The sequence below is a fragment of the Sphingobacterium allocomposti genome (assembly GCF_008124885.1).
GTDB lineage: Bacteria > Bacteroidota > Bacteroidia > Sphingobacteriales > Sphingobacteriaceae > Sphingobacterium > Sphingobacterium allocomposti.
Genome location: NZ_VNHX01000003.1, coordinates 48,640 through 67,657, shown reverse-complemented (window position 1 = coordinate 67,657; position 19,018 = coordinate 48,640). Strand labels below are relative to the sequence as shown.

The window sequence follows — 19,018 nt, the reverse complement described above, 5'->3', positions numbered from 1 at the left end:
GTAGGAGTTCGGGCCTTTACATCTTTACGAATCAACGACTTTACGGCTTATAGCCATCTGCTATCTGCTATCTGCCATCTGCCATTCGCCATCTGCCATTCGCCATCCGCTATTAACCTCTCGCTTTACGACTTTACAGATTAACACCTTTACAGCTTATAGCCATCTGCCATTCGCCATCTGCTATCTGCTATCTGCTATCAGCCATTTGCCATTAGCCATTAGCCATCTGCCATCTGCCATTTGCCATCTGCCAATAGCTATTAACTGCAACTCGTTAATAGGAAAGGCTCGCCCCATTACCGGAGCGAGCCTTTTCCCTGTTGTCTGAAAGCTAATTACTTCTTGATAGCCAAGTCACGGGTCAGCCAGCCGCGTCTCCTGGCCGTTGCAATTGCATAGGGAGTAATCCAAAACAATGTAAATGCATAGAATATACTATAGGTATATGCCCAGAACGATTCGGGTACATTGTTGTTGCGCTTGGCGAAAAAGAAAGCCTGCACGCTTGAGAATACCAGAATACTCAGGAACGTCGAGCTCAAAAATAGGATCGGATAGTTAAGGATAAACCACAGCATCAGGAGAATCAGCGGGTACGATAAAGCTAATTTTAGCCACTGCATGGTCAATAAGATCCTTGGTCCTACTTTCGATCCTTCACGGAAATCCGTAAACGCGAATTTACTCATCATGATGTTCTCGCGCACATTGCTTCTCTCCCAGCGGATGAACATCTTGTAGAGGTTTTTATAGCGTTTCGGGATATTGGTGTACACGTAGGCATTTTCCTGAAACTGCACATGATAACCCTGTTTCAGGATCATATTTGTCATGGCCCTATCTTCGCCGATATCAGAAGGTTGCCCCATGAAAGTCTGGTTAATCCAGTCGGGGAGGCAAGCCATCACGGCCTCCTTGCGGTAGGCAGACAGCGCCCCCGGCGTACAGAGAACCGATCCTAACATGCTCTGCGCAGATCTCACAAATTCGAAACTAAATACAAAGCTTACATTCAGCATACGCGGAATCAGCGCTTTCTCGTTGTTTAACACTCGGACATTACCGGCTACGGCCCCACATTTCTCGTTGACAACGAAGGGGCTGGTCATGTTGCGTAAGGTGTCTTTTTTGACCACGGAATCGCTGTCTACCGTGACAAAAATTTCGCCGGTGCCGAGGTGAAAGCCTCGATACAATGCGTGACGTTTACCTTTATTTACGGGCTGTTGGCAGATGATAACCCGTTCGCCAAGCTCTGCTTTCGCCTTCTGTATCCATGTCCACGTGTCGTCCTTGCTTCCGTCGTCAATTGCAATGATCTGCATCTTATCATGCGGGTAGTCACTATTCGCCAAGCTGTGTAGTGTCTGATAAACCAGCTGCCCTTCATTGTAGGCAGGGACAATAACCGTACAGGTCGGTAGCTCCTCGTCGGTTACCGAAGCAACGGGCTTGTAGCGTAGATAAAGAACGAATAGATACAGCAGGAAACTTAATTTAACTGCCAGAAGGAAAAGACCGAGGCCTATAATAAAGATTCCGAGAGGCGTGTTCATCCTTTCTAAATGAAGTTCCTCGAACTGGGGCTGTAAGAGGTACACCGCATAGACGGAACTGAAGAGTAGAAGAAATGTCGCGCTTAATACGACGTATTCCCAAATACCGAATCTGCCCTTTTTGATTGGGTTGAAGTCTTCTTTTTGCATCATCGATGGCTTGTGCATTGTCGATGGGGACGGCTCAAATAAATAACGGTTTTTGAAGCCTAACGTTGGGGTTTTTTCCATGTAACTCATAAAGAATAGCTTTCAGATAATATTTTTAATTAATCACTTTAAAGATGGATACGCACAAATACAATTGTAATACTTTTTTTACAATTGGTGGTTTTCCAAATTTCATGCCGTAATCCTGCTATTTTTTTTAGCATCTTGTCTTAAAAATATTTTTCTTAAAGGAAATGTATCTTACTTGTTACATGATAAATCATTGTGTGTTAGATATTTGTGTGTTTTATTGAGTTTCGTGCAAAGACATCGTTGTTCCACTGCCACGATGGCTACTTTTAATGTTTTTTAACATTTGCCCTGCCATGGCAGGGTGGCAGGACTGTCGATCTTGCCAAAATATGTCTGTAAATTGCGTATCCCGGGACACGTGCGGTTGTCGCTTCGTCAGGCATAATGAGCTACCGGTCTGTCAGATCGTAGCGATCGTCGATGCCGGTAGGAAGTTTGGTGAAGCGTGTATGGACGATAGCGTACAGATAGCCGATCCATGACCAGGAGGAGGTGTTGGCCGGAAATTATGGTAGATAATATAATATTATACAATATATAGATATGCATGTAATGGCAGACCCCCGTGTGGATGAATTTCTGCACAAGGCTGGAAGATGGCAGAAAGAGATGTCACTGTTGCGTGACATCGTTGCCGGTATAGAAGAGCTCCGCGAAGATTATAAATGGATGCATCCGTGCTATACCTTTAACGGAAAGAACGTGGTTTTGATACACGATTTTAAGGCCTATTGTGCTTTGCTCTTCCATAAGGGCGCGTTGTTAAGCGACCCGGAAGGTATACTTATTCAGCAGACCGAAAATGTTCAGGCCGCCCGGCAGCTGCGTTTCACCTCTCTTGACCAGATCGAAGAGCAACGGTATGTCATAGAAAGCTTCATACGACAGGCAATAGACGTCGAAAGGTCCGGCAAGACGGTGGTGTTGAAAAAAACGTCGGACTATACGGTTCCCGAAGAGTTCCAACGCCGGCTGGATGAAAGCGATATGTTAAGGGAGGCTTTCGCAAAGTTAACACCGGGCAGACAGCGTGCCTACCTTTTTTATTTTTCTACGGCGAAACAACCCACGACACGGGAATCCAGAATCGACAAATACATTCCGAAAATTCTCGACGGAAAAGGACTGGACGACTGAAAATCTGAAATAGCGGACGGGTCGGGCCATGCCCCGGGCCGTCCGCTATTTCAGGTGCAGTATAGGTCGTCGTTGTTAACCGGGGCTACCTGAGCGTGACATCGAGGTATACCGAATGGCGACCGTAGGTTTCGTAGAACGGTTTAAACAAGACGTCGCCGATGGAAAACCGCAGTCGCGAAGGGTCTCCTTCTATGGATTTGCTGATGTCTTCTGCGTCTAGGGTTACTTTGCGCCAGTCTTTTCGGGCCTCGTCCTCCTGTGCTGCCAAAAGAATTGGTCCATAGAACAGGCTAGCTATGTTTGGTTGGTCCATCACGGGATGTAGGTGAAACTGGAAAGGCATTTCCAACGAAATAACATCGCCATCCTTCCATCGCCGGCTGATGGTTACATAGCTGCCGGCCTGTGCATGCAGCTCCTGAAGTTTGCCGTTTATCCGTACAGAGAATCCTTTTGTCGCCCAGCTGGGCACGCGTACCTTAATATCGAATTTTCCTGAGCCTTTGACGGTCAGTTGTGTGCGATCTTCTTTCGGGAAATTGGTTGTCTGCTGAATCGTCACGGCGCGCTCTGTCCATTGCAGCGTCGACGGTATAAAAAGATTGACATATAGGGTCTTGTTGTCTGTGCTCCTAAAGTAAATTGCGCTTTGAAGTTTCGTGCTGCTTTCTATGGCTGTTCCATTGCAACAGGTAAAGCCGGTCATGTTTGCGTTGCTGAACTGTTTCATGGATCCCGGCCTTAGGGGCACATGGTACGTATTGGCGGGGCTGTCTTCCGCTACGGATGCCAATATGTGGTTATATAGTCCGCGTTCGTAATAATCCATTAGCTCCGTCCGTTGGTCATATAGAAACAGGTTCTTTGTTAATTTCAGCATATTGTAGGTGGCGCAGGTTTCATTTTGACCGCCGGCAGAAAAGCCATTTTCGTAGAGTGTAGCGGGCTGACTGATGAAACATTCTGCGTTCGCCGGGTTTCGGGCTCCGGCGACGCCGCCTATACTATACATATAGTCGTTTACAGCTTTATACCAAAAGTTGTCGGCCACCTTATAATATGCAGGGTCGCCGGACACGGCATAGGTTTCGATGCTTCCCACGATCTGCGGTATGTGCTGGTTCGCATGGAGCCCGCGGAAGGTGTCTACGTTTTTCGCAAGGCCGTGGGTACGGGTCGAATCGCCGAAGAACATATCGACGTTATCAAATAACCGGGCCGTTTTTAGATAGGCTGGCTCCTTTGTTATATGATAAAGTCGGGCCATCGCCTCGTTCATGCCCCCGTATTCGCCGGCGATATAAGTGTTCCACATCTTTATTAGTGTTTCGGTTGGAAGCTTGCTTAAGCGCGCATATACCCAGTCGCCCATGTCCTTTGCAACGGTGAGAGCTTTCTGGTTTCCGCTTACCTCGTACACATCCAGCAAACCGGCCAGGATCTTGTGAAGGGTATAATAAGGAGCCCATACTTGGTTTTTCTGTCCACCATATTTCGCGCCGTGTTCTAACATGATAAACTGGTCCGGCGGGTACGCGCTGATGAAGCCCTTGCCCCAGTTCCAATAGTCGGTACGGATTCCTTCGTTGCTAAGATCCGAGTCGTAGGCTGACTTTCCAGGCCCGTGTGGTACGGCTGTCGGGTCAGATACATAGGGGCCGCCCGCTTCTCTCGGTTGTCCGGATAGTCGGGATAACGTATAGAGGGTGTTTACCATATATTCCATTTTTCCGGCGAAGTTCGCCTGGAGCGCCTTATCGTATCCGGTGCTGCTGTAGGCCTGGGCAATGGCGGTAAGGTAGTGGCCGGTAGCATGTCCTCTGAGTTTGGTGTCCTGGCTGTCCCATACGCCCAACGGTTTTGCTCCTTCAGGTTGTTGTTGGCCGAACGCATGTCGGAACATATAGAGAAATGAATTGGGATCGGTCTGTGCGAGTGTCGTGATAAATTTATCGCGGTTTTCGACGAACTTGGTCGCGTCGCCGCGCATATCGGAGTCTAAGGACACGTCGTGCAGGGCGAAAGCGGCTAACGTCGGTTTGGGGGCTGCTGTCCTTTTAGAGCCTTTTACGGTTACGGTTGCTCTGGGCGATAGGGTCGTTCCCGGAACGCGTCCCGTAATGGTGTAACGTCCGACATGAAGGACCTCGCCATTGTCGGTTGGTGCCGGCCAGAGCACACGCACTTTTGGGCCGACCATTCCGTCCCGATAGGTTCCTTGTACGTAGCTTGGCAGCCGTGGCAATTCGCCGACCTGCGTTTCTACTTCCACGTCAGCCACCTCAACCAGGTAGGCATTATATAGCTGTGCTTTGGTTAATGGGTACTTTGGCAGATCGTCCTCGGTCTTGCCCATACCGGCTGGATCTTCGTGGATGTCCTTTAGTGCGTTGGAGTAGATTCTGGCAACCTGGCCGCTGCTTAGTGGAACGCGGTAGATGCGGAAGTCGTGCACTAGAGCGTGAAGGTTCGGCGATCCGGGCGACAGGGACTTGCCTATGTACAGATGCCGGTTGGCCGGTTGCGGCCCGAATAGTGTTGTCAGCTCTGATGGAGTATCGTCGGCTCCGCCGATTCGTTTGCCGTCGGCGTAGACCATCATGGATTTGGCAGGAACATCAATTACGAAGGCAAGATGAACCCACCTGTTTGTGGCTATTGAAGGGGCGGTCGTGCGGGCCTGCCTGCCGTTTTCTGAGGTGATCAATGTTAAAAAGCCTTTCTGTCCATCTGCTCCCACGGGCGCGGCAGAGAAATGCCTGGTAGCATCCTGACCGAAATCAAAAAAACGTTGTCCGGGCTGATCTGTGCGTAGATATATCCAGCCCGATACGCTCAGTGACTCCAGATCGTTCAGTGCCTCGCCGGGAATGGAAACAAAATCATCACTACTTCCGGCGAGCGACAATACCTGTCCAAATTGGTCGTCCTTGACAAATTTAGCGCCGCCGTCACCGGGGTGTTTTGCATGTAGGCTATTTCGAGACCAGTCTTTCAGGTCGCCGTTAAATAAATAACGTGCTATCATGCCCGTCTCGCCGATACCGTCTAGTATCTGGTCGCCGTTTTGTGCTCTGCCGGCGGTATGCACATGGGCCAGAAGAGCTATAAGAATAATGCGCAAGAATAGGTTATACATGTCGTTAAATTATTGTCCGTTAATACCGGCTTCTGGGGCGAACAGTGCGTCCTTGACTGCCCGCGACTACGTCGTCGTCTGTCACGCACCTTCTCCCTTGTATACGGATGGAAGCGTGCAATACTGTTTGAACATGATCCGAAGCCGTTATTTTTAATTTTATAAAACTAGTGACAATAGCGACACGTCCATAGGTCTATTTTAGCTAATCATTACCCGATTTTAACATCTCAATTTTTCGGCGCCGGCTGCCATCGGACCATGACCGCCCGCGCTTATCTGCTGCTTTTTATCCCAGCCTATTTCTTCAGGAATACAGTTTTCCTTTCCGCCGCCGACCTTATTGCAGCCTCGAGGATTTCCACCGCGACGACGTTAACCGCTAATCCATAGTGATCGGTCTTATCCAATACCAGTGTGCCGTTCACCACATGGGCTAACACAGAAAACGGGTCGTCGAACGGCGCCGGCCGTGACGGTAGCCGCGTGGTTGTTAAGGAACGACTGTCAGCCAAACGTTGATGGACCGTGGTCGCATCAGCAGCAATTGCGTAGCCTTCCGTACCGTATACTTCCATATCTTTTCTGGAAAAGGGCCAATTCCAGGACGCCTGAATGATGCATTGCGCCCGCGGGTATTGCACAATGATGGTGGCTTCGTCGTCCACGTCTTTATAGATGTCCGGCTTATTTTGGTGTGCCACGGCCGTGACGGATATCGGCCGCTCGCCGCCCATCAGCCAGGTCATGAGGTTAGCCCCATAACACCCGAAATCGACCAATGCGCCTGCTCCATTCTTCTTAGGATCGGTCAGGATGTCGAAAAACGCAGTGCTCACGCCTATTTCTTTCGGCCCCTGATGCCCGTCGTTCACTATAACTTTCCGCACCTCACCTAAGCGCCCGTCGTCAAGCAATCTTTTGATCTGTTGGTTGCTCTCGTACCAGGACGTTTCGAAATTTGTCAGCACATGTATCTGATGCTGCTCGGCCAGGTCTCTTATCTCCTTGGCATCCTCGAGGGTAGTTGCCAAAGGCTTTTCCACCATCACATGTATCCGTCGCGGCGCACACGCCCGCACTACAGCGATATGTTCGCTGATAGCGCCGAAGGCTGACACGGCATCGGGCTTCACCTGATCAAGCATTTGATTTAGATCGGTAAAGAAGAGGGCCGTGTCCAGCTGGTAGCGCGATGCATAACGCGCTATCAGCTGTGGATTTGTCTCGTATATACCGGCTATCTGCACATCGTCTTTGTCTTTCCGGTTGAAAATCCAGTCTACATGTCCATGGCTTAATCCCGCGATGGCCAGCCTGAGGGGCTGTGTTGCAAAGGACGGACAAGCGAGTGCAGTCAGTACAATACTTAATAAAATGCTTTTCATATGTCTGTTGTTAATCATTTCAATAACATCCGGGCTTCGTCGGCTGTCCGGCAGCAGGCTCGATGATGCGACGTTCATCTAAAATATAGAATATCTTTAGTTTATCCTACATTGTTCATGGGAAAGTAGTTTAAAAAAACGTAAAGATTGGCGCTGGTTTCGCCTAATTCACAAACTTTAAAACCCTTTGTCCTTAGCCCCGTTCTATAGCCTAAGAACGCCTATGAAGCGCAGCGGGGCTGTTATATGTGGGCGTGGATTTCGACATATAAACTTTAAGGCTATGAAAGAACATTCTTCTTCCGGCATAAATTCAGGGAAGCCTGAGGGGCAGGGACAAGCTGATCCTACTGCGGAAAATTCAACAATCTTGACGACGCGGCAGGGACATCCGGTATACGACAATCAGAACCTACGCACCGTAGGCAACCGTGGCCCGGCGACTTTGGAAAACTACCAGTTTTTAGAAAAGATGTCGCACTTCGACAGAGAGCGGGTTCCTGAACGCGTTGTTCATGCCCGCGGGGCGGGTGCCCATGGTGTCTTTGAAGCGTATGGTACCGTAGGCGACGAGCCTATATCGAAGTATACGCGGGCTAAGTTTCTGCAGGAAAAAGGCAAGACGACTCCGCTGTTTGTTCGATTTTCGACGGTGATACACGGAAACCACTCGCCGGAGACATTGCGCGACCCACGCGGGTTTGCTGTGAAAATGTACACCGAGGAGGGCAACTGGGACCTGGTAGGCAACAATCTGAAGATTTTTTTTATACGGGATGCCATCAAGTTTCCGGATTTTATACACGCCTTTAAACCAGATCCAGTAACCAATATTCAGGATCCGGAACGCCAGTTCGATTTCATCAGCCATACCCCGGAAGCTATGCACATGATTACCTTTTTGTTCTCCCCCTGGGGAATTCCGGCGACGTACCGGCATATGCAGGGTTCGGGGGTGAACACCTATAAGTGGGTGAACAAAGAAGGCGAAGCGGTTCTGGTTAAGTATCATTGGGAACCCCTTCAGGGTATAAAGAACCTAACGACGCAGCAGGCGCAGGAAATCCAGGGAAAGAACTTCAACCACGCTACGCAGGATCTTTATGAGGCTATCGAAAGAGGGGAATATCCGGAGTGGGAGCTATGTGTGCAGATAATGAGCGACGACGACCACCCCGAGCTGGATTTTGACCCGTTGGACGATACAAAGCTATGGCCGAAGGAACAGTTTCCATGGTATCCCGTAGGCAAGATGACATTAAACCGGAATCCGGTCAACTATTTCGCCGAGGTAGAGCAGTCTGCATTTGGAACCGGCGTGCTGGTGGATGGGCTTGATTTTTCGGATGATAAGATGCTCCAAGGCCGGACATTTTCCTATTCGGACACGCAGCGTTACCGGGTGGGAACAAATTACCTGCAGCTGCCAATAAATCGCCCGATCGCTCATGTTGCCACCAACCAACGCGACGGGCAGATGGCCTACCACCAGGACATTGCCCCGGGCACCAACCCGCACGTCAATTACGAACCTTCGTCGTTGGGAGGGCTCCGCGAGGCACCAAAAGCAGGTAAAGATTATAACCCGCTTTATGAGGCCCGGCTCGTACGGCAGAAGATCGACCGTCAGAACGACTTCAAGCAGGCAGGAGAGACCTATCGGAATATGGAACAGTGGGAGAAGGACGATCTTATCGCTAACCTTACCGATGCGTTGTCGCACTGCAACACAACTATACAGGAGAAGATGGTGGGCATGTTCTTTCAGTGTGATCAGGAATACGGACAGCGTGTGGCCGACGGTCTGCAGGCGGCAGCCGAAAGGATGAAAGAGACGGCAGGCGCTGTGGGCGATGCGAATCAGGCGGTCGACATGGCTGAGGATAAGGCGAAGCCATCTAAACCTTATTAAGGGCAGAGGAAAGCAGGGTAGCATATGGATACATTGGCAAATACAGCGATTTTTGCAGCAGCCCGTAGCGGCGACATCCGGGAGCTCAAAAATGCCATAGCTTCTGGGATAGACCTCAACCAGGAAGACCCGCGGGGCTACACACCCCTGATCATCGCCTGCTATAACGGGCAGCGGGAAGCCGCTGTCCTGCTCCTGGAAGCAGGAGCCGACGCGAACAAGCAGGATCATGGCGGTAATACGGCCCTTATGGGCGCCTGCTTCAAGGGCTATGTCGAAATCGTGGAACTGTTGATCAGCGGCGGGGCGGATCTCAATAGGCAGCATGGCAACGGTGGCACGGCGCTGATGTTCGCGGCAATGTTTGGCCGGAATAACGTTCTGCAGCTTTTGTTGAGTTACGGCGCAGACAAACAGATCAAAGATCACAGAGGACATACAGCGCTGGACCTGGCGGTACAGCAGGGTAATGTTGAAGGCGTCGAAATCCTGCTTAACAGTTAGGCAAAAGGCATCCTAACGGTCTTAACGTTTGTACACAATATAGTCGGTAACCAGAGGTTCCAGTCCGCAGTTTCTAAACTCCGTGGCAATCTGGGCACGATGGTAGGTGGAATGGTTGATGATGTGGAAGAGGATATCCCGGGTGCTCGACCGAAGCGCTTGTCCTTTGCTGGTTTTATAGTGGACAACTTCGTCCAAATTACAACGCTCCAATAACCGCAGGGAATGGTCGTAGTTCATGCTTTCAATAGACACGAAGCCTGTGACGGGATGTACCTGCCAGACGTCAAAAAGCGGTTGCTCTGGATCGATCCGGTTGTTCCAGATCTGATGAGCATTCAATATGTGGCTGTATAGCTGTATTACCTTGTCTGGCAAGGTTCCGGTATTTTTCATGATCAACTCGATCAAGTTCTGGTTGCACTGATGGCTATAATCAAAAAGCTCGTTAAAAAAGTGTTTCATCTCTGTCTGTATCCATATTGGTGGTCGTCCCTATATTTCTCCTTATCGGTATGGCATAGCGCCATACGGATACGAAATAACAAAAATTAGTTGATTTTAGCTTTTTTAATAGCAAATGTGTCAACCTCCCAACGGGTTGGTTACAGGATCGTTCGGCTATTGGTCACTGCCGGGGCGAGGCTACGTCGGAACCGCAAGGGCGTGTCATCGGGCGATCTGCGACACGCCTTCGCCAAGACGCCGTACCTGACCCGAAGCGTAGCCGGATGAAAGCCGAAGAAGAAGCGAAGCTGTCCCGAACTTGATACGGAACAGAGGTGAAGTTGCCTACTAGTTGATACGGACTTCGACGGACTTGAACGCACTTCGGCGGACTTCTACTGACTTTGGAGAATGGATCGAAAAGAAAATAGGAGTATTAATAGAGGTTGTTTCTCAAAGGTAGATATTTTTTTCGAAAAAACGGCAAAGGAGGTAAACATGCCCGAGAGGCCTGATGGTTCTGTATGGAGGTGGTATAAGAGGACTTCTTAAAGTGGATCTCTATCCGTACAACAGCCGAATGTAGCGGAAGGCAATCAACCATTCTCATAATCTTGCTTTTTGAAGACTTTATAAACAGTATTATATCGTAAATTTAACATGTGGAATCACGTCATATGCTGGCCGCCAAGAGCGGGCACATGCCGACGCCGGTCTACGGGAGGATAAAAGGGCGCCACCGCTGATTGCTGTCGGGCAAATCGGACGATAATGGCCGGCGATCTTTAAGAACAACAAAGAGAAAAAACAAATTAACAGGTGGGATAGCATAGGGATCGGTAACGAACGTGCAGAAGAGGAGGAAACTTCATTGCCGCTACCGCTATTGTAATGAAACCATCATGGTTTATTCAAACAACACCGGGGAATGAATAAACTTGATAGTTTGATCCCCGTTGAAGGAAAAACCGGGTGTAACGAGCTTATTTATACAATGGAGTTCGAACACTCATAGACAATTATTTGAATGAAAAATGCGAAAAGGAATAAGGGATTCGTCTTTAAGAGCTATGAAGAGCCGTTTCAGACACCTTTTGACAAGCTATTCGATATTTTTAAGGAGCTGATTACGTACACGTCCGGCGATTTCGATGAAGCCATCGACTGGTTGCGGCAGCTGGATAAGGAATTTAAGCTGACGACGCCCGAATATACGATTGACGATTTCGTAGCGGACCTGAAAAATAAAGGATACATCGTAGAACGTCTCCGTTTCGATGGCGAAGGCGGCATGGGTATTACCTCGAAGATGGAAAAAGCGCTGCGTAAGAATGCGTTGGAACAGATCTTCGGGAAGATGCGCAAGGGTAAATCGGGCAACCATAAGACCAGCCATCAGGGGCGCAGCGACGAGAATACGGGCGATTTTAGAGATTACCAGTACGGGGACAGCTTGGAGAAAATATCGGTTACGGAAAGCCTGAAAAATGCGCAGATCAATCACGGAATCGGCGACTTCAGCCTATCGGAAAATGATCTTGTCGTGGAGGACACGCAGTTCAAGTCGCAAATGAGTACGGTGCTGATGATCGATATCAGCCATAGCATGATCCTCTATGGCGAAGACCGTATCACACCGGCAAAAAAGGTGGCTATGGCGCTGTCGGAGCTTATTCTCACGCGGTACCCTAAAGATTCCCTCGACGTCATTGTATTTGGTAACGATGCATGGCCCATAGCCATCAAAGACCTGCCGTATCTGCAGGTAGGCCCATTTCATACCAATACGGTCGCGGGTCTGCAGTTGGCGATGGATATATTGCGCCGGAAGCGGCATGCCAATAAGCAAATTTTTATGATTACCGACGGTAAACCGAGCTGTCTGAACATGCCTGATGGTAGCTATTATAAAAACCCGATGGGCTTAGATCCTTTTATCACGAGTAAATGCTACAGCATGGCTGCACAGGCACGTAAATTGGGGATACCGATCACCACGTTTATGATTACTGCCGATCCCTACCTGCAGGAATTTGTTGATGAATTTACGGCCTCCAATAGGGGCAAGGCCTACTACACGGGGTTGGGAGACCTCGGTGAAATGATTTTTGAGGATTATGAACAAAATCGGAAAAAAAGAATCCGATAGGCGATTTTTTAACGAACAGCATAAAATACTGCGCAAATGGCAACGGGACGTAGCCCTTACGGCCGGTTCAGCACCGGGACGGGTAAGGAGAAGCCGCACGGTACGTTGTCTGCGCCTTAATAGAAACATATGGATTATACGAAGATCAAAACGTTTGGAGCATTAAAAGATGCCGGCTACTCTCCAAAGACCATAAAGGAAGAGCTGCGTCAAAATCTGATAAGAAAAATACGTGCACAGGAGACGGTGTTCGAGGGTGTACATGGCTATGAACATACCGTGATACCGGAATTGCAACGTGCGATTCTTTCCAAGCACAATATCAATTTACTGGGACTTCGGGGGCAGGCCAAGACGCGTCTGGCTCGATTGATGGTACAATTGCTGGATGAATACATCCCGGTGGTCGAGGGGTCTGAAATAAATGACGACCCGTTTAACCCGCTATCGCGCTATGCCGATGAGCTTTTACGTGAAAAAGGAGATGACACACCGATAAGCTGGCTGCATAGGAGTGAGCGCTTCGCCGAAAAACTGGCGACCCCCGATGTAACGGTGGCTGATCTGATCGGTGACGTTGACCCTATCAAGGCTGCAAGCCTGAAGTTAAGTTATGCTGACGACAGGGTGATCCATTTCGGGATGATTCCGCGGGCCAACCGATCGATTTTTGTAATCAACGAGCTGCCCGACCTGCAGGCCCGCATTCAGGTGGCCCTGTTTAATATATTGCAGGAAGGCGATATTCAGATCAGAGGATTCAAGCTCCGGTTGCCGTTGGATGTGCAGTTTGTGTTTACTGCGAATCCGGAAGACTACACCAACAGAGGAAGCATTGTGACGCCGTTGAAAGATCGTATTGGATCGCAGATTCTGACACATTACCCGACGTCTATGGCCGTTGCGAAGACGATCACCGAGCAGGAAGCGGGCCTCGAAGCCGCGCAAAAAGAGCATATCTATGTTCCAGAGCTCGCTCGCGACATAATAGAGCAAATCAGCTTTGAAGCCAGGGAGAGCGAATATATCGACGCAAAAAGCGGTGTCAGCGCGAGAATGAGTATCACAGCGTTCCAAAACCTGCTAAGTACTGCTGAGCTTCGTATGCTGAAAACCGGAGATACGACAACCACCGTACGGTTGGGCGACTTCATGGGCATTATACCGGCGATAACGGGTAAGGTAGAGCTGGTGTACGAAGGCGAACAGGAAGGTGCTGCTGCGGTCGCCCTACAGTTGATCGAAAGCGCCATAAAGAATCTGTTCCCTACCTTATTTCCGAAGATAGAAAAGCTCGAGAAAGAGAACGAGCAATATCCTTACGATGAGATCGTGGGGTGGTTCTTAGAGTCGGATGGTATCGAGCTGTCCGATGAGCTACGGGATACGGACTATAAACAGACATTGGATCAGGTGGGGCCTCTTCATGCAATAATACAACGCTACCAACCGGAAACAAAGCCGGAAGATGTATACTTCCTCTGCGAGTTTGTGCTATGGGGGCTGACCCTGCACAACAAGCTGAGCAAATATAGGCTTGACGACGGGATGCAGTTTCATGATAATTTCCGGGGATACCTACGGGATAACATATAAGTCCGGGTTCTGCCCGTCGTCAGACGGGAGTGCAATGACCCCGCGAAGGAACACACTATTCGCCGCAGTACCTTAATCGTGCGTGCATGGTTAAGGTACTTGCAGCGGAACAATAACATGGTCACCGTCGGCATTGAACCGGTAAACCTGAGCCTTTTCGTCCCATTGTTTTTTGACAGGCACGATCCGCGTTCTTCTCGGATTTGCCCTTTCCGAACTAAAATGCACATGATATACGTAGTATAGCTGCCCGTCCAGCCCAGTAAAAAGATCTCCGTGTCCCGATCCGTTTTCGCTGACAACAGAACGGTGAATAATAGGGCTGTTTTTCTGCTTTTCCCAAGGGCCGTACGGAGAATGTGAAACTGCGTAGCCCACGGCGTAGTCTTTGCTTTGATAGTGATTGGCGGAATAAAATAGGTAGTATTTTCCGTCTAATTTTAATACCGTCGGCCCCTCCATAATTGGATCTGACGGGTAGTCTGGCGTTGTCTCCCACGGTTCTGACGCCCCGAAACATTTCGTCAATGTCCCAGGCTTAATTTTGCCGTTTCCGAGATCAAACTCGGCTACCCATAGGTAGTTCCCGTGATCAAACCGCACATGATACATATAGTACTTACCGTCGTCGTCCCTAAAAATAAATGGGTCGATGTTTTTCGCCGTCGGATCGATCGGACGCACCAGCTCCTGCGTGTACGGCCCCAATAGCGACGTAGACTGCGCTAGCGCTGTTTGTTCGTTGGCGGTGTAGGCAAGATAGTGCTGCTTTTCGGTGCGGAATAGCTGGGGCGCCCAAAAGCCGGAGTCGCCGTACGCATGCTCGCCCCTGCTTAAAATTGCGTGGATTGTATCCCCCGCCTCTGGGGGGACAGACCATGTTTTGAGATCCGTAGATGTCAGTATAGAGAACCCCCGTACCCCACGGTCTCCGCTAGTACCGGTAAGGTAATATTTTCCCCCGCTTACGTAGATGGTTGGGTCTGCAAAAAAAATCTCTCTTTTCTGCTGTGCAGTAAGCGGTGCGAAGGCAAAAAGAAAGATAAAGTACATGATGAAAGTTTTCATTATCCGATTTACAATTTTAGTTATACGTTGCAAGCATAGGGTTCTCCCAGAGATGTGTAAGCGATATGTTAGCTTCGGAGACGTCTCCTACGATATTAAAGATAGTAATTTTACTTAAAAACCAATGGGAGGAAGAAGGCCGCTCCGGCGAGGGATACCTACAATTTTCAAGCGCGCGTACCTTCAATGGAATGCTGTAGATCACCTAGCCGGAGGGCAATAAGCCGGGAAACGCGCTTACGAATGCGTAAAATACACAGGGATGAATAATGTTATCTTGGGCGTAGGCGTCTTTTTGCATGTACAAGTGCGTTTTCTTAACTTAAGAAGAAATAAAATATGGCGAGAACATTGATTAAAAACTGACCATGAATACGGTTTACCTGTTATCATTCATCATTATCCTGCCCTGTTTTCTCGTGACGGAAAGAAACGCTAAATATGTGTTGAGCGGCTATAATTCCCTCCCCGAGCAAGAGAGAAAGCAGTTTGATCTGAGCGGCTTTCTCAGATTTTTCCGATTTTATCTGTTTAGCTTAGCCTTGTCTTACCTCGTTATTGCCTTCATGCTCCAACGGGCGGCAACACCGGAATTGTTGATCATTCACAGTGCTCTATATCCGTTGATCGGCCTTTACGGGTTGGTCATTTTCTCGTCAAGGTATTATCCGGGCAATAGAAAAAGTGTCATTTTCGCCGGCGCGGGAGGGGCCGTGATCATCGGTATTGTGATCAGCATCTGGGCGGGGGTCAGGCCAGCAGAAGTTGTTGTGGAAAAGGAGTTTATCCGGGTCGGGGAGCCTTTCGGGGAGACCATCTTTTACCGGGGTATAATTGAGGTGGAGAAAAAGGGGCCAGTGGAAAGTGCACGGAAGATTAAGGGTTTTCAGCTGGGGCGGGCGAGAAAGGGTATATTTGAAATCGAGGGCCGTGGCTCCGTTAAAATAATAAGCGTGAAGGATAGCAGTATGTTCATTGCTGCAGAGCAGGGTAAATATATCCTGGACTATGACAAAGATGTATATGAAAGTTAAAAAGCGAGATCAGCAGCCGTAATGAAATCCATTGAAAGACGATATACGGGAACGGGCTAAATGGAGGTCGGCGTAGCTGTCAGGTGGCTTAAATAACGAAATGGCGTGGAAAATAGCCCCTACTTTTAGGACGAAAAGCAAAAATTTTATTATCCCCGACATTAATCCGGTGGCAGCTTGGCTTTCTCCGGTTTTCCGAACTTCATATTCCTCTTCAGTTTCTCCGGGATAGGCATCAGGATTATTCCAAACCATAATATTCAGATTTAATTTTGATTATCACCAGAGTTTAATAACCAAAAGGTTTTCATAGCTATAAATTTAATAAAAATATCGGAAGCTGTATTGAATTAATGTCGATTAACGCCAAATGCTGCCTTTCACAGCCAATGACTACCACATTCTTGTAGTCACTTAATACAACCTTTAAATTCACGCCCGAACATTAATACTTAAAATAATGCAGGGAGAAGACGATTTAAGAGGTTTAGCCAAGATTATGGCTTTTATGAGGGCAGTGAGTATCCTTTTGGTACTAATGCATCTTTATTGGTTCTGTTACGGTTTCTTTATCGAACGTGGCTGGACATTAGAAGTAATCAACAAAATATTAGGAAATTTCGATCGAACGGCGGGCTTATTCTCGCATACATTATATACCAAAGTCTTCGCTCTGGTATTGCTGGCTTTGAGTTGTTTGGGTACGAAGGGCGTAAAAAATGAAAAAATAACCTGGCCTAAAATCTACGTGGCTTTAGCGATTGGTACTATACTGTTTTTTCTAAATTTTCCATTACTAAAACTACCACTGTTAACCGCTACATTTCTTTATATCCTTACCACAAGCTTGGGGTACATCGCATTGATGGTAGCCGGGGTTTGGATGAGCCGTTTGCTTCGCACCAACCTGATGGACGATGTTTTCAATAACGAGAACGAGAGCTTTCAACAGGAAACCCAATTGATGGAAAACGAATATTCCGTCAATTTGCCCACCAAGTTTTATTACAAGGGAAAATGGAACAACGGATGGATCAACATCGTCAATCCGTTTAGGGCATCAATCGTATTGGGTACGCCGGGTTCCGGTAAATCGTATGCCATTGTAAACAATTACATCAAGCAGCAGATAGAGAAAGGCTTCTCAATGTACATCTACGATTTCAAGTTCGATGACCTTTCTACCATTGCCTACAACCATTTACTGAAGCATCGGGATAAGTACAAAATTCAGCCCAAATTTTACGTCATCAACTTTGATGATCCACGCAAGAGCCACCGTTGCAACCCGCTCAATCCCGATTTTATGACGGACATATCCGATGCTTACGAAGCGGCTTATACCATCATGCTTAATCTTAACAGAAGCTGGATTCAGAAACAAGGGGATTTCTTTGTAGAATCACCAATCATCTTGCTCGCAGCTATTATCTGGTATCTGAAAATTTATGATAACGGAAGGTATTGCACATTCCCTCACGCTATTGAATTGCTGAACAAAAAATATTCGGATGTATTCACTATTTTAACGTCATATCCGGATTTGGAAAACTATTTATCACCTTTTATGGATGCCTGGCAAGGCGGAGCCCAGGACCAGTTGCAGGGACAGATTGCATCTGCAAAAATTCCATTGTCAAGAATGATTTCTCCAAGCCTGTATTGGGTAATGACAGGTGATGATTTTTCATTGGACATCAATAATCCTAAAGAACCAAAAATATTGTGTGTAGGTAACAATCCCGACCGTCAAAATATCTACTCAGCAGCTTTGGGTTTGTACAATTCGAGGATTGTAAAGCTCATCAACAAAAAAGGTCAATTAAAGAGCTCTGTAATCATTGATGAGCTGCCCACAATCTACTTCAGAGGATTGGATAACCTCATCGCTACTGACCGTAGTAACAAAGTTGCGGTATGCTTGGGCTTCCAGGATTACTCTCAATTAATTAGAGATTACGGCGATAAAGAAGCAAAGGTTATCCAAAATACCGTAGGTAATATTTTTAGTGGTCAGGTCGTTGGTGAAACGGCCAAAAGCCTATCAGAACGTTTCGGAAAAGTATTGCAGAAACGTCAGAGTATGACCATCAACCGCAATGATAAATCTACTTCAATTTCTACCCAATTAGACAGCCTTATACCGGCATCTAAAATTTCAACGCTTACCCAAGGAATGTTTGTTGGTGCTATATCAGATAACTTTGATGAACGTATCGAACAAAAAATATTTCACGTTGAAATAGTCGTAGATAATGAAAAGGTTGCCGCCGAAAGCAAAGCCTATCAAAAGATACCGCAAATCCTATCTTGAGCATCGGAAAATAACTCAACTTCAATCGGAGGATATTGGCTGTTGTAACGTTGTAAATCGAGCCGTAACTGGTTACTGATATTTTTGGTGTAGATAAAGGCCGTTACATTATCATTCCGTTTGCCTAATAAGGTAAGTACTGTATCATCCACATAATTATCAAGTAGGATTATGGAACTCTCGGCTTTTCGGATAATATCCGAAACAAATGTATAGGCATCAAAAATCTGCCCGTTATAGAAGATGCCTTTTTCACTTTGAAGCTTGTTGCTTTCCAAAGCCTTAAATATTTCTTCAAATTTTTGATCGGTTTCTATCTGCTTAAGCTCAATTTTATCCAATCGGTGAAACAAGACGGAATTACTGGCAAGCATTTTCCGCATTTCTACAAAAGCATTCATTATCTCTATGCTTACCCTGATAGCCACTGTGCTTTTCAGTATGCATAATCCGGAGGATATGCACCCAATATCCGGCTGTTAATCCAGGCTGAAAAGGAGCTGATATCTCTGCCATTCCGGCATT

General features: G+C 47.7%; 14 protein-coding genes. 7 read left to right on the top strand and 7 right to left on the bottom strand.

Annotated features, from left to right (window positions below; genetic code table 11):
• Positions 1-338 precede the first annotated feature (338 nt).
• The gene (locus BC792_RS03165) at positions 339-1,799 is read right to left on the bottom strand and encodes a glycosyltransferase family 2 protein (RefSeq protein ID WP_211357462.1); all 1,461 of its coding nucleotides are present in this window, start codon (positions 1,797-1,799) and stop codon (positions 339-341) included.
• A gap of 555 nt (positions 1,800-2,354) precedes the next feature.
• Here BC792_RS03165 and BC792_RS03160 point away from each other — a divergent pair.
• Complete coding sequence (locus BC792_RS03160) at positions 2,355-2,939, top strand: YdeI/OmpD-associated family protein (RefSeq protein WP_148907704.1); 585 nt, start codon at positions 2,355-2,357, stop codon at positions 2,937-2,939.
• Between the two features lie 85 nt (positions 2,940-3,024).
• Here the strand turns inward: BC792_RS03160 and BC792_RS03155 are convergent, their stop codons facing one another.
• Both BC792_RS03155 and BC792_RS03150 read right to left on the bottom strand, forming a co-directional pair.
• Positions 3,025-6,081 carry a beta-L-arabinofuranosidase domain-containing protein gene (locus tag BC792_RS03155; protein WP_148907538.1) on the bottom strand — a complete coding sequence of 1,019 codons (3,057 nt, stop codon included), beginning with the start codon at positions 6,079-6,081 and terminating at the stop codon, positions 3,025-3,027.
• Between the two features lie 299 nt (positions 6,082-6,380).
• On the bottom strand, positions 6,381-7,469 hold the full coding sequence (locus BC792_RS03150) for a Gfo/Idh/MocA family protein (protein WP_148907537.1): 1,089 nt from the start codon (positions 7,467-7,469) through the stop codon (positions 6,381-6,383).
• Between the two features lie 283 nt (positions 7,470-7,752).
• On the opposite strand from BC792_RS03150, the gene BC792_RS03145 reads away from it, so the two are divergent.
• Together BC792_RS03145 and BC792_RS03140 are read left to right on the top strand one after the other, a co-directional pair.
• Complete coding sequence (locus BC792_RS03145) at positions 7,753-9,381, top strand: catalase (RefSeq protein WP_148907536.1); 1,629 nt, start codon at positions 7,753-7,755, stop codon at positions 9,379-9,381.
• A gap of 24 nt (positions 9,382-9,405) precedes the next feature.
• Positions 9,406-9,885: an ankyrin repeat domain-containing protein gene (locus BC792_RS03140; protein WP_148907535.1), complete on the top strand. Its 480-nt coding sequence runs from the start codon at positions 9,406-9,408 to the stop codon at positions 9,883-9,885.
• A 21-nt stretch (positions 9,886-9,906) separates the two neighbouring features.
• On the opposite strand, the gene BC792_RS03135 is transcribed toward BC792_RS03140, so the two are convergent.
• Positions 9,907-10,350 carry a DinB family protein gene (locus BC792_RS03135; protein ID WP_148907534.1) on the bottom strand — a complete coding sequence of 148 codons (444 nt, stop codon included), beginning with the start codon at positions 10,348-10,350 and terminating at the stop codon, positions 9,907-9,909.
• Between the two features lie 1,009 nt (positions 10,351-11,359).
• Between BC792_RS03135 and BC792_RS03130 the strand changes: the two genes are divergently transcribed.
• Positions 11,360-12,481: a vWA domain-containing protein gene (locus BC792_RS03130; RefSeq protein ID WP_148907533.1), complete on the top strand. Its 1,122-nt coding sequence runs from the start codon at positions 11,360-11,362 to the stop codon at positions 12,479-12,481.
• Positions 12,482-12,610: 129 nt separating this feature from the next.
• Positions 12,611-14,077, top strand: coding sequence for a sigma 54-interacting transcriptional regulator (locus BC792_RS03125; protein ID WP_148907532.1), 1,467 nt, complete (start codon positions 12,611-12,613; stop codon positions 14,075-14,077).
• A 90-nt stretch (positions 14,078-14,167) separates the two neighbouring features.
• On the opposite strand, the gene BC792_RS03120 is transcribed toward BC792_RS03125, so the two are convergent.
• Positions 14,168-15,145, bottom strand: a complete 978-nt coding sequence (locus tag BC792_RS03120; RefSeq protein WP_148907531.1) for a glycoside hydrolase family 43 protein — start codon at positions 15,143-15,145, stop codon at positions 14,168-14,170.
• A 368-nt stretch (positions 15,146-15,513) separates the two neighbouring features.
• Here BC792_RS03120 and BC792_RS03115 point away from each other — a divergent pair, with 368 nt between their 5' ends.
• Positions 15,514-16,179 carry a DUF3784 domain-containing protein gene (locus BC792_RS03115; protein WP_148907530.1) on the top strand — a complete coding sequence of 222 codons (666 nt, stop codon included), beginning with the start codon at positions 15,514-15,516 and terminating at the stop codon, positions 16,177-16,179.
• 9 nt (positions 16,180-16,188) lie between these two features.
• Here BC792_RS03115 and BC792_RS03110 read toward each other — a convergent pair whose 3' ends face one another.
• A complete protein-coding gene (locus BC792_RS03110; RefSeq protein ID WP_148907529.1) occupies positions 16,189-16,434 on the bottom strand; it encodes a hypothetical protein in 246 nt (81 codons plus the stop codon).
• 205 nt (positions 16,435-16,639) lie between these two features.
• Here BC792_RS03110 and mobC point away from each other — a divergent pair, with 205 nt between their 5' ends.
• Positions 16,640-18,493 (top strand): conjugal transfer protein MobC, encoded by a 1,854-nt coding sequence (gene mobC, locus BC792_RS03105; protein WP_482240268.1) that lies wholly within the window; start codon positions 16,640-16,642, stop codon positions 18,491-18,493.
• Here mobC and BC792_RS03100 read toward each other — a convergent pair.
• Complete coding sequence (locus tag BC792_RS03100) at positions 18,466-18,894, bottom strand: hypothetical protein (RefSeq protein ID WP_246154815.1); 429 nt, start codon at positions 18,892-18,894, stop codon at positions 18,466-18,468. The genes mobC and BC792_RS03100 overlap by 28 nt on opposite strands.
• Positions 18,895-19,018 lie beyond the last annotated feature (124 nt).

Coding starts and splice junctions, on each gene's coding strand:
- BC792_RS03150 (WP_148907537.1), bottom strand. CDS start 7,469: ATGAAAAGCATTTTATTAAGTATTGTACTGACTGCACTCGCTTGTCCG.
- BC792_RS03145 (WP_148907536.1), top strand. CDS start 7,753: ATGAAAGAACATTCTTCTTCCGGCATAAATTCAGGGAAGCCTGAGGGG.
- mobC (WP_482240268.1), top strand. CDS start 16,640: ATGCAGGGAGAAGACGATTTAAGAGGTTTAGCCAAGATTATGGCTTTT.
- BC792_RS03135 (WP_148907534.1), bottom strand. CDS start 10,350: ATGAAACACTTTTTTAACGAGCTTTTTGATTATAGCCATCAGTGCAAC.
- BC792_RS03155 (WP_148907538.1), bottom strand. CDS start 6,081: ATGTATAACCTATTCTTGCGCATTATTCTTATAGCTCTTCTGGCCCAT.
- BC792_RS03165 (WP_211357462.1), bottom strand. CDS start 1,799: ATGAGTTACATGGAAAAAACCCCAACGTTAGGCTTCAAAAACCGTTAT.
- BC792_RS03130 (WP_148907533.1), top strand. CDS start 11,360: ATGAAAAATGCGAAAAGGAATAAGGGATTCGTCTTTAAGAGCTATGAA.
- BC792_RS03100 (WP_246154815.1), bottom strand. CDS start 18,894: ATGAATGCTTTTGTAGAAATGCGGAAAATGCTTGCCAGTAATTCCGTC.
- BC792_RS03160 (WP_148907704.1), top strand. CDS start 2,355: ATGGCAGACCCCCGTGTGGATGAATTTCTGCACAAGGCTGGAAGATGG.
- BC792_RS03140 (WP_148907535.1), top strand. CDS start 9,406: ATGGATACATTGGCAAATACAGCGATTTTTGCAGCAGCCCGTAGCGGC.
- BC792_RS03115 (WP_148907530.1), top strand. CDS start 15,514: ATGAATACGGTTTACCTGTTATCATTCATCATTATCCTGCCCTGTTTT.
- BC792_RS03120 (WP_148907531.1), bottom strand. CDS start 15,145: ATGAAAACTTTCATCATGTACTTTATCTTTCTTTTTGCCTTCGCACCG.
- BC792_RS03125 (WP_148907532.1), top strand. CDS start 12,611: ATGGATTATACGAAGATCAAAACGTTTGGAGCATTAAAAGATGCCGGC.
- BC792_RS03110 (WP_148907529.1), bottom strand. CDS start 16,434: ATGGTTTGGAATAATCCTGATGCCTATCCCGGAGAAACTGAAGAGGAA.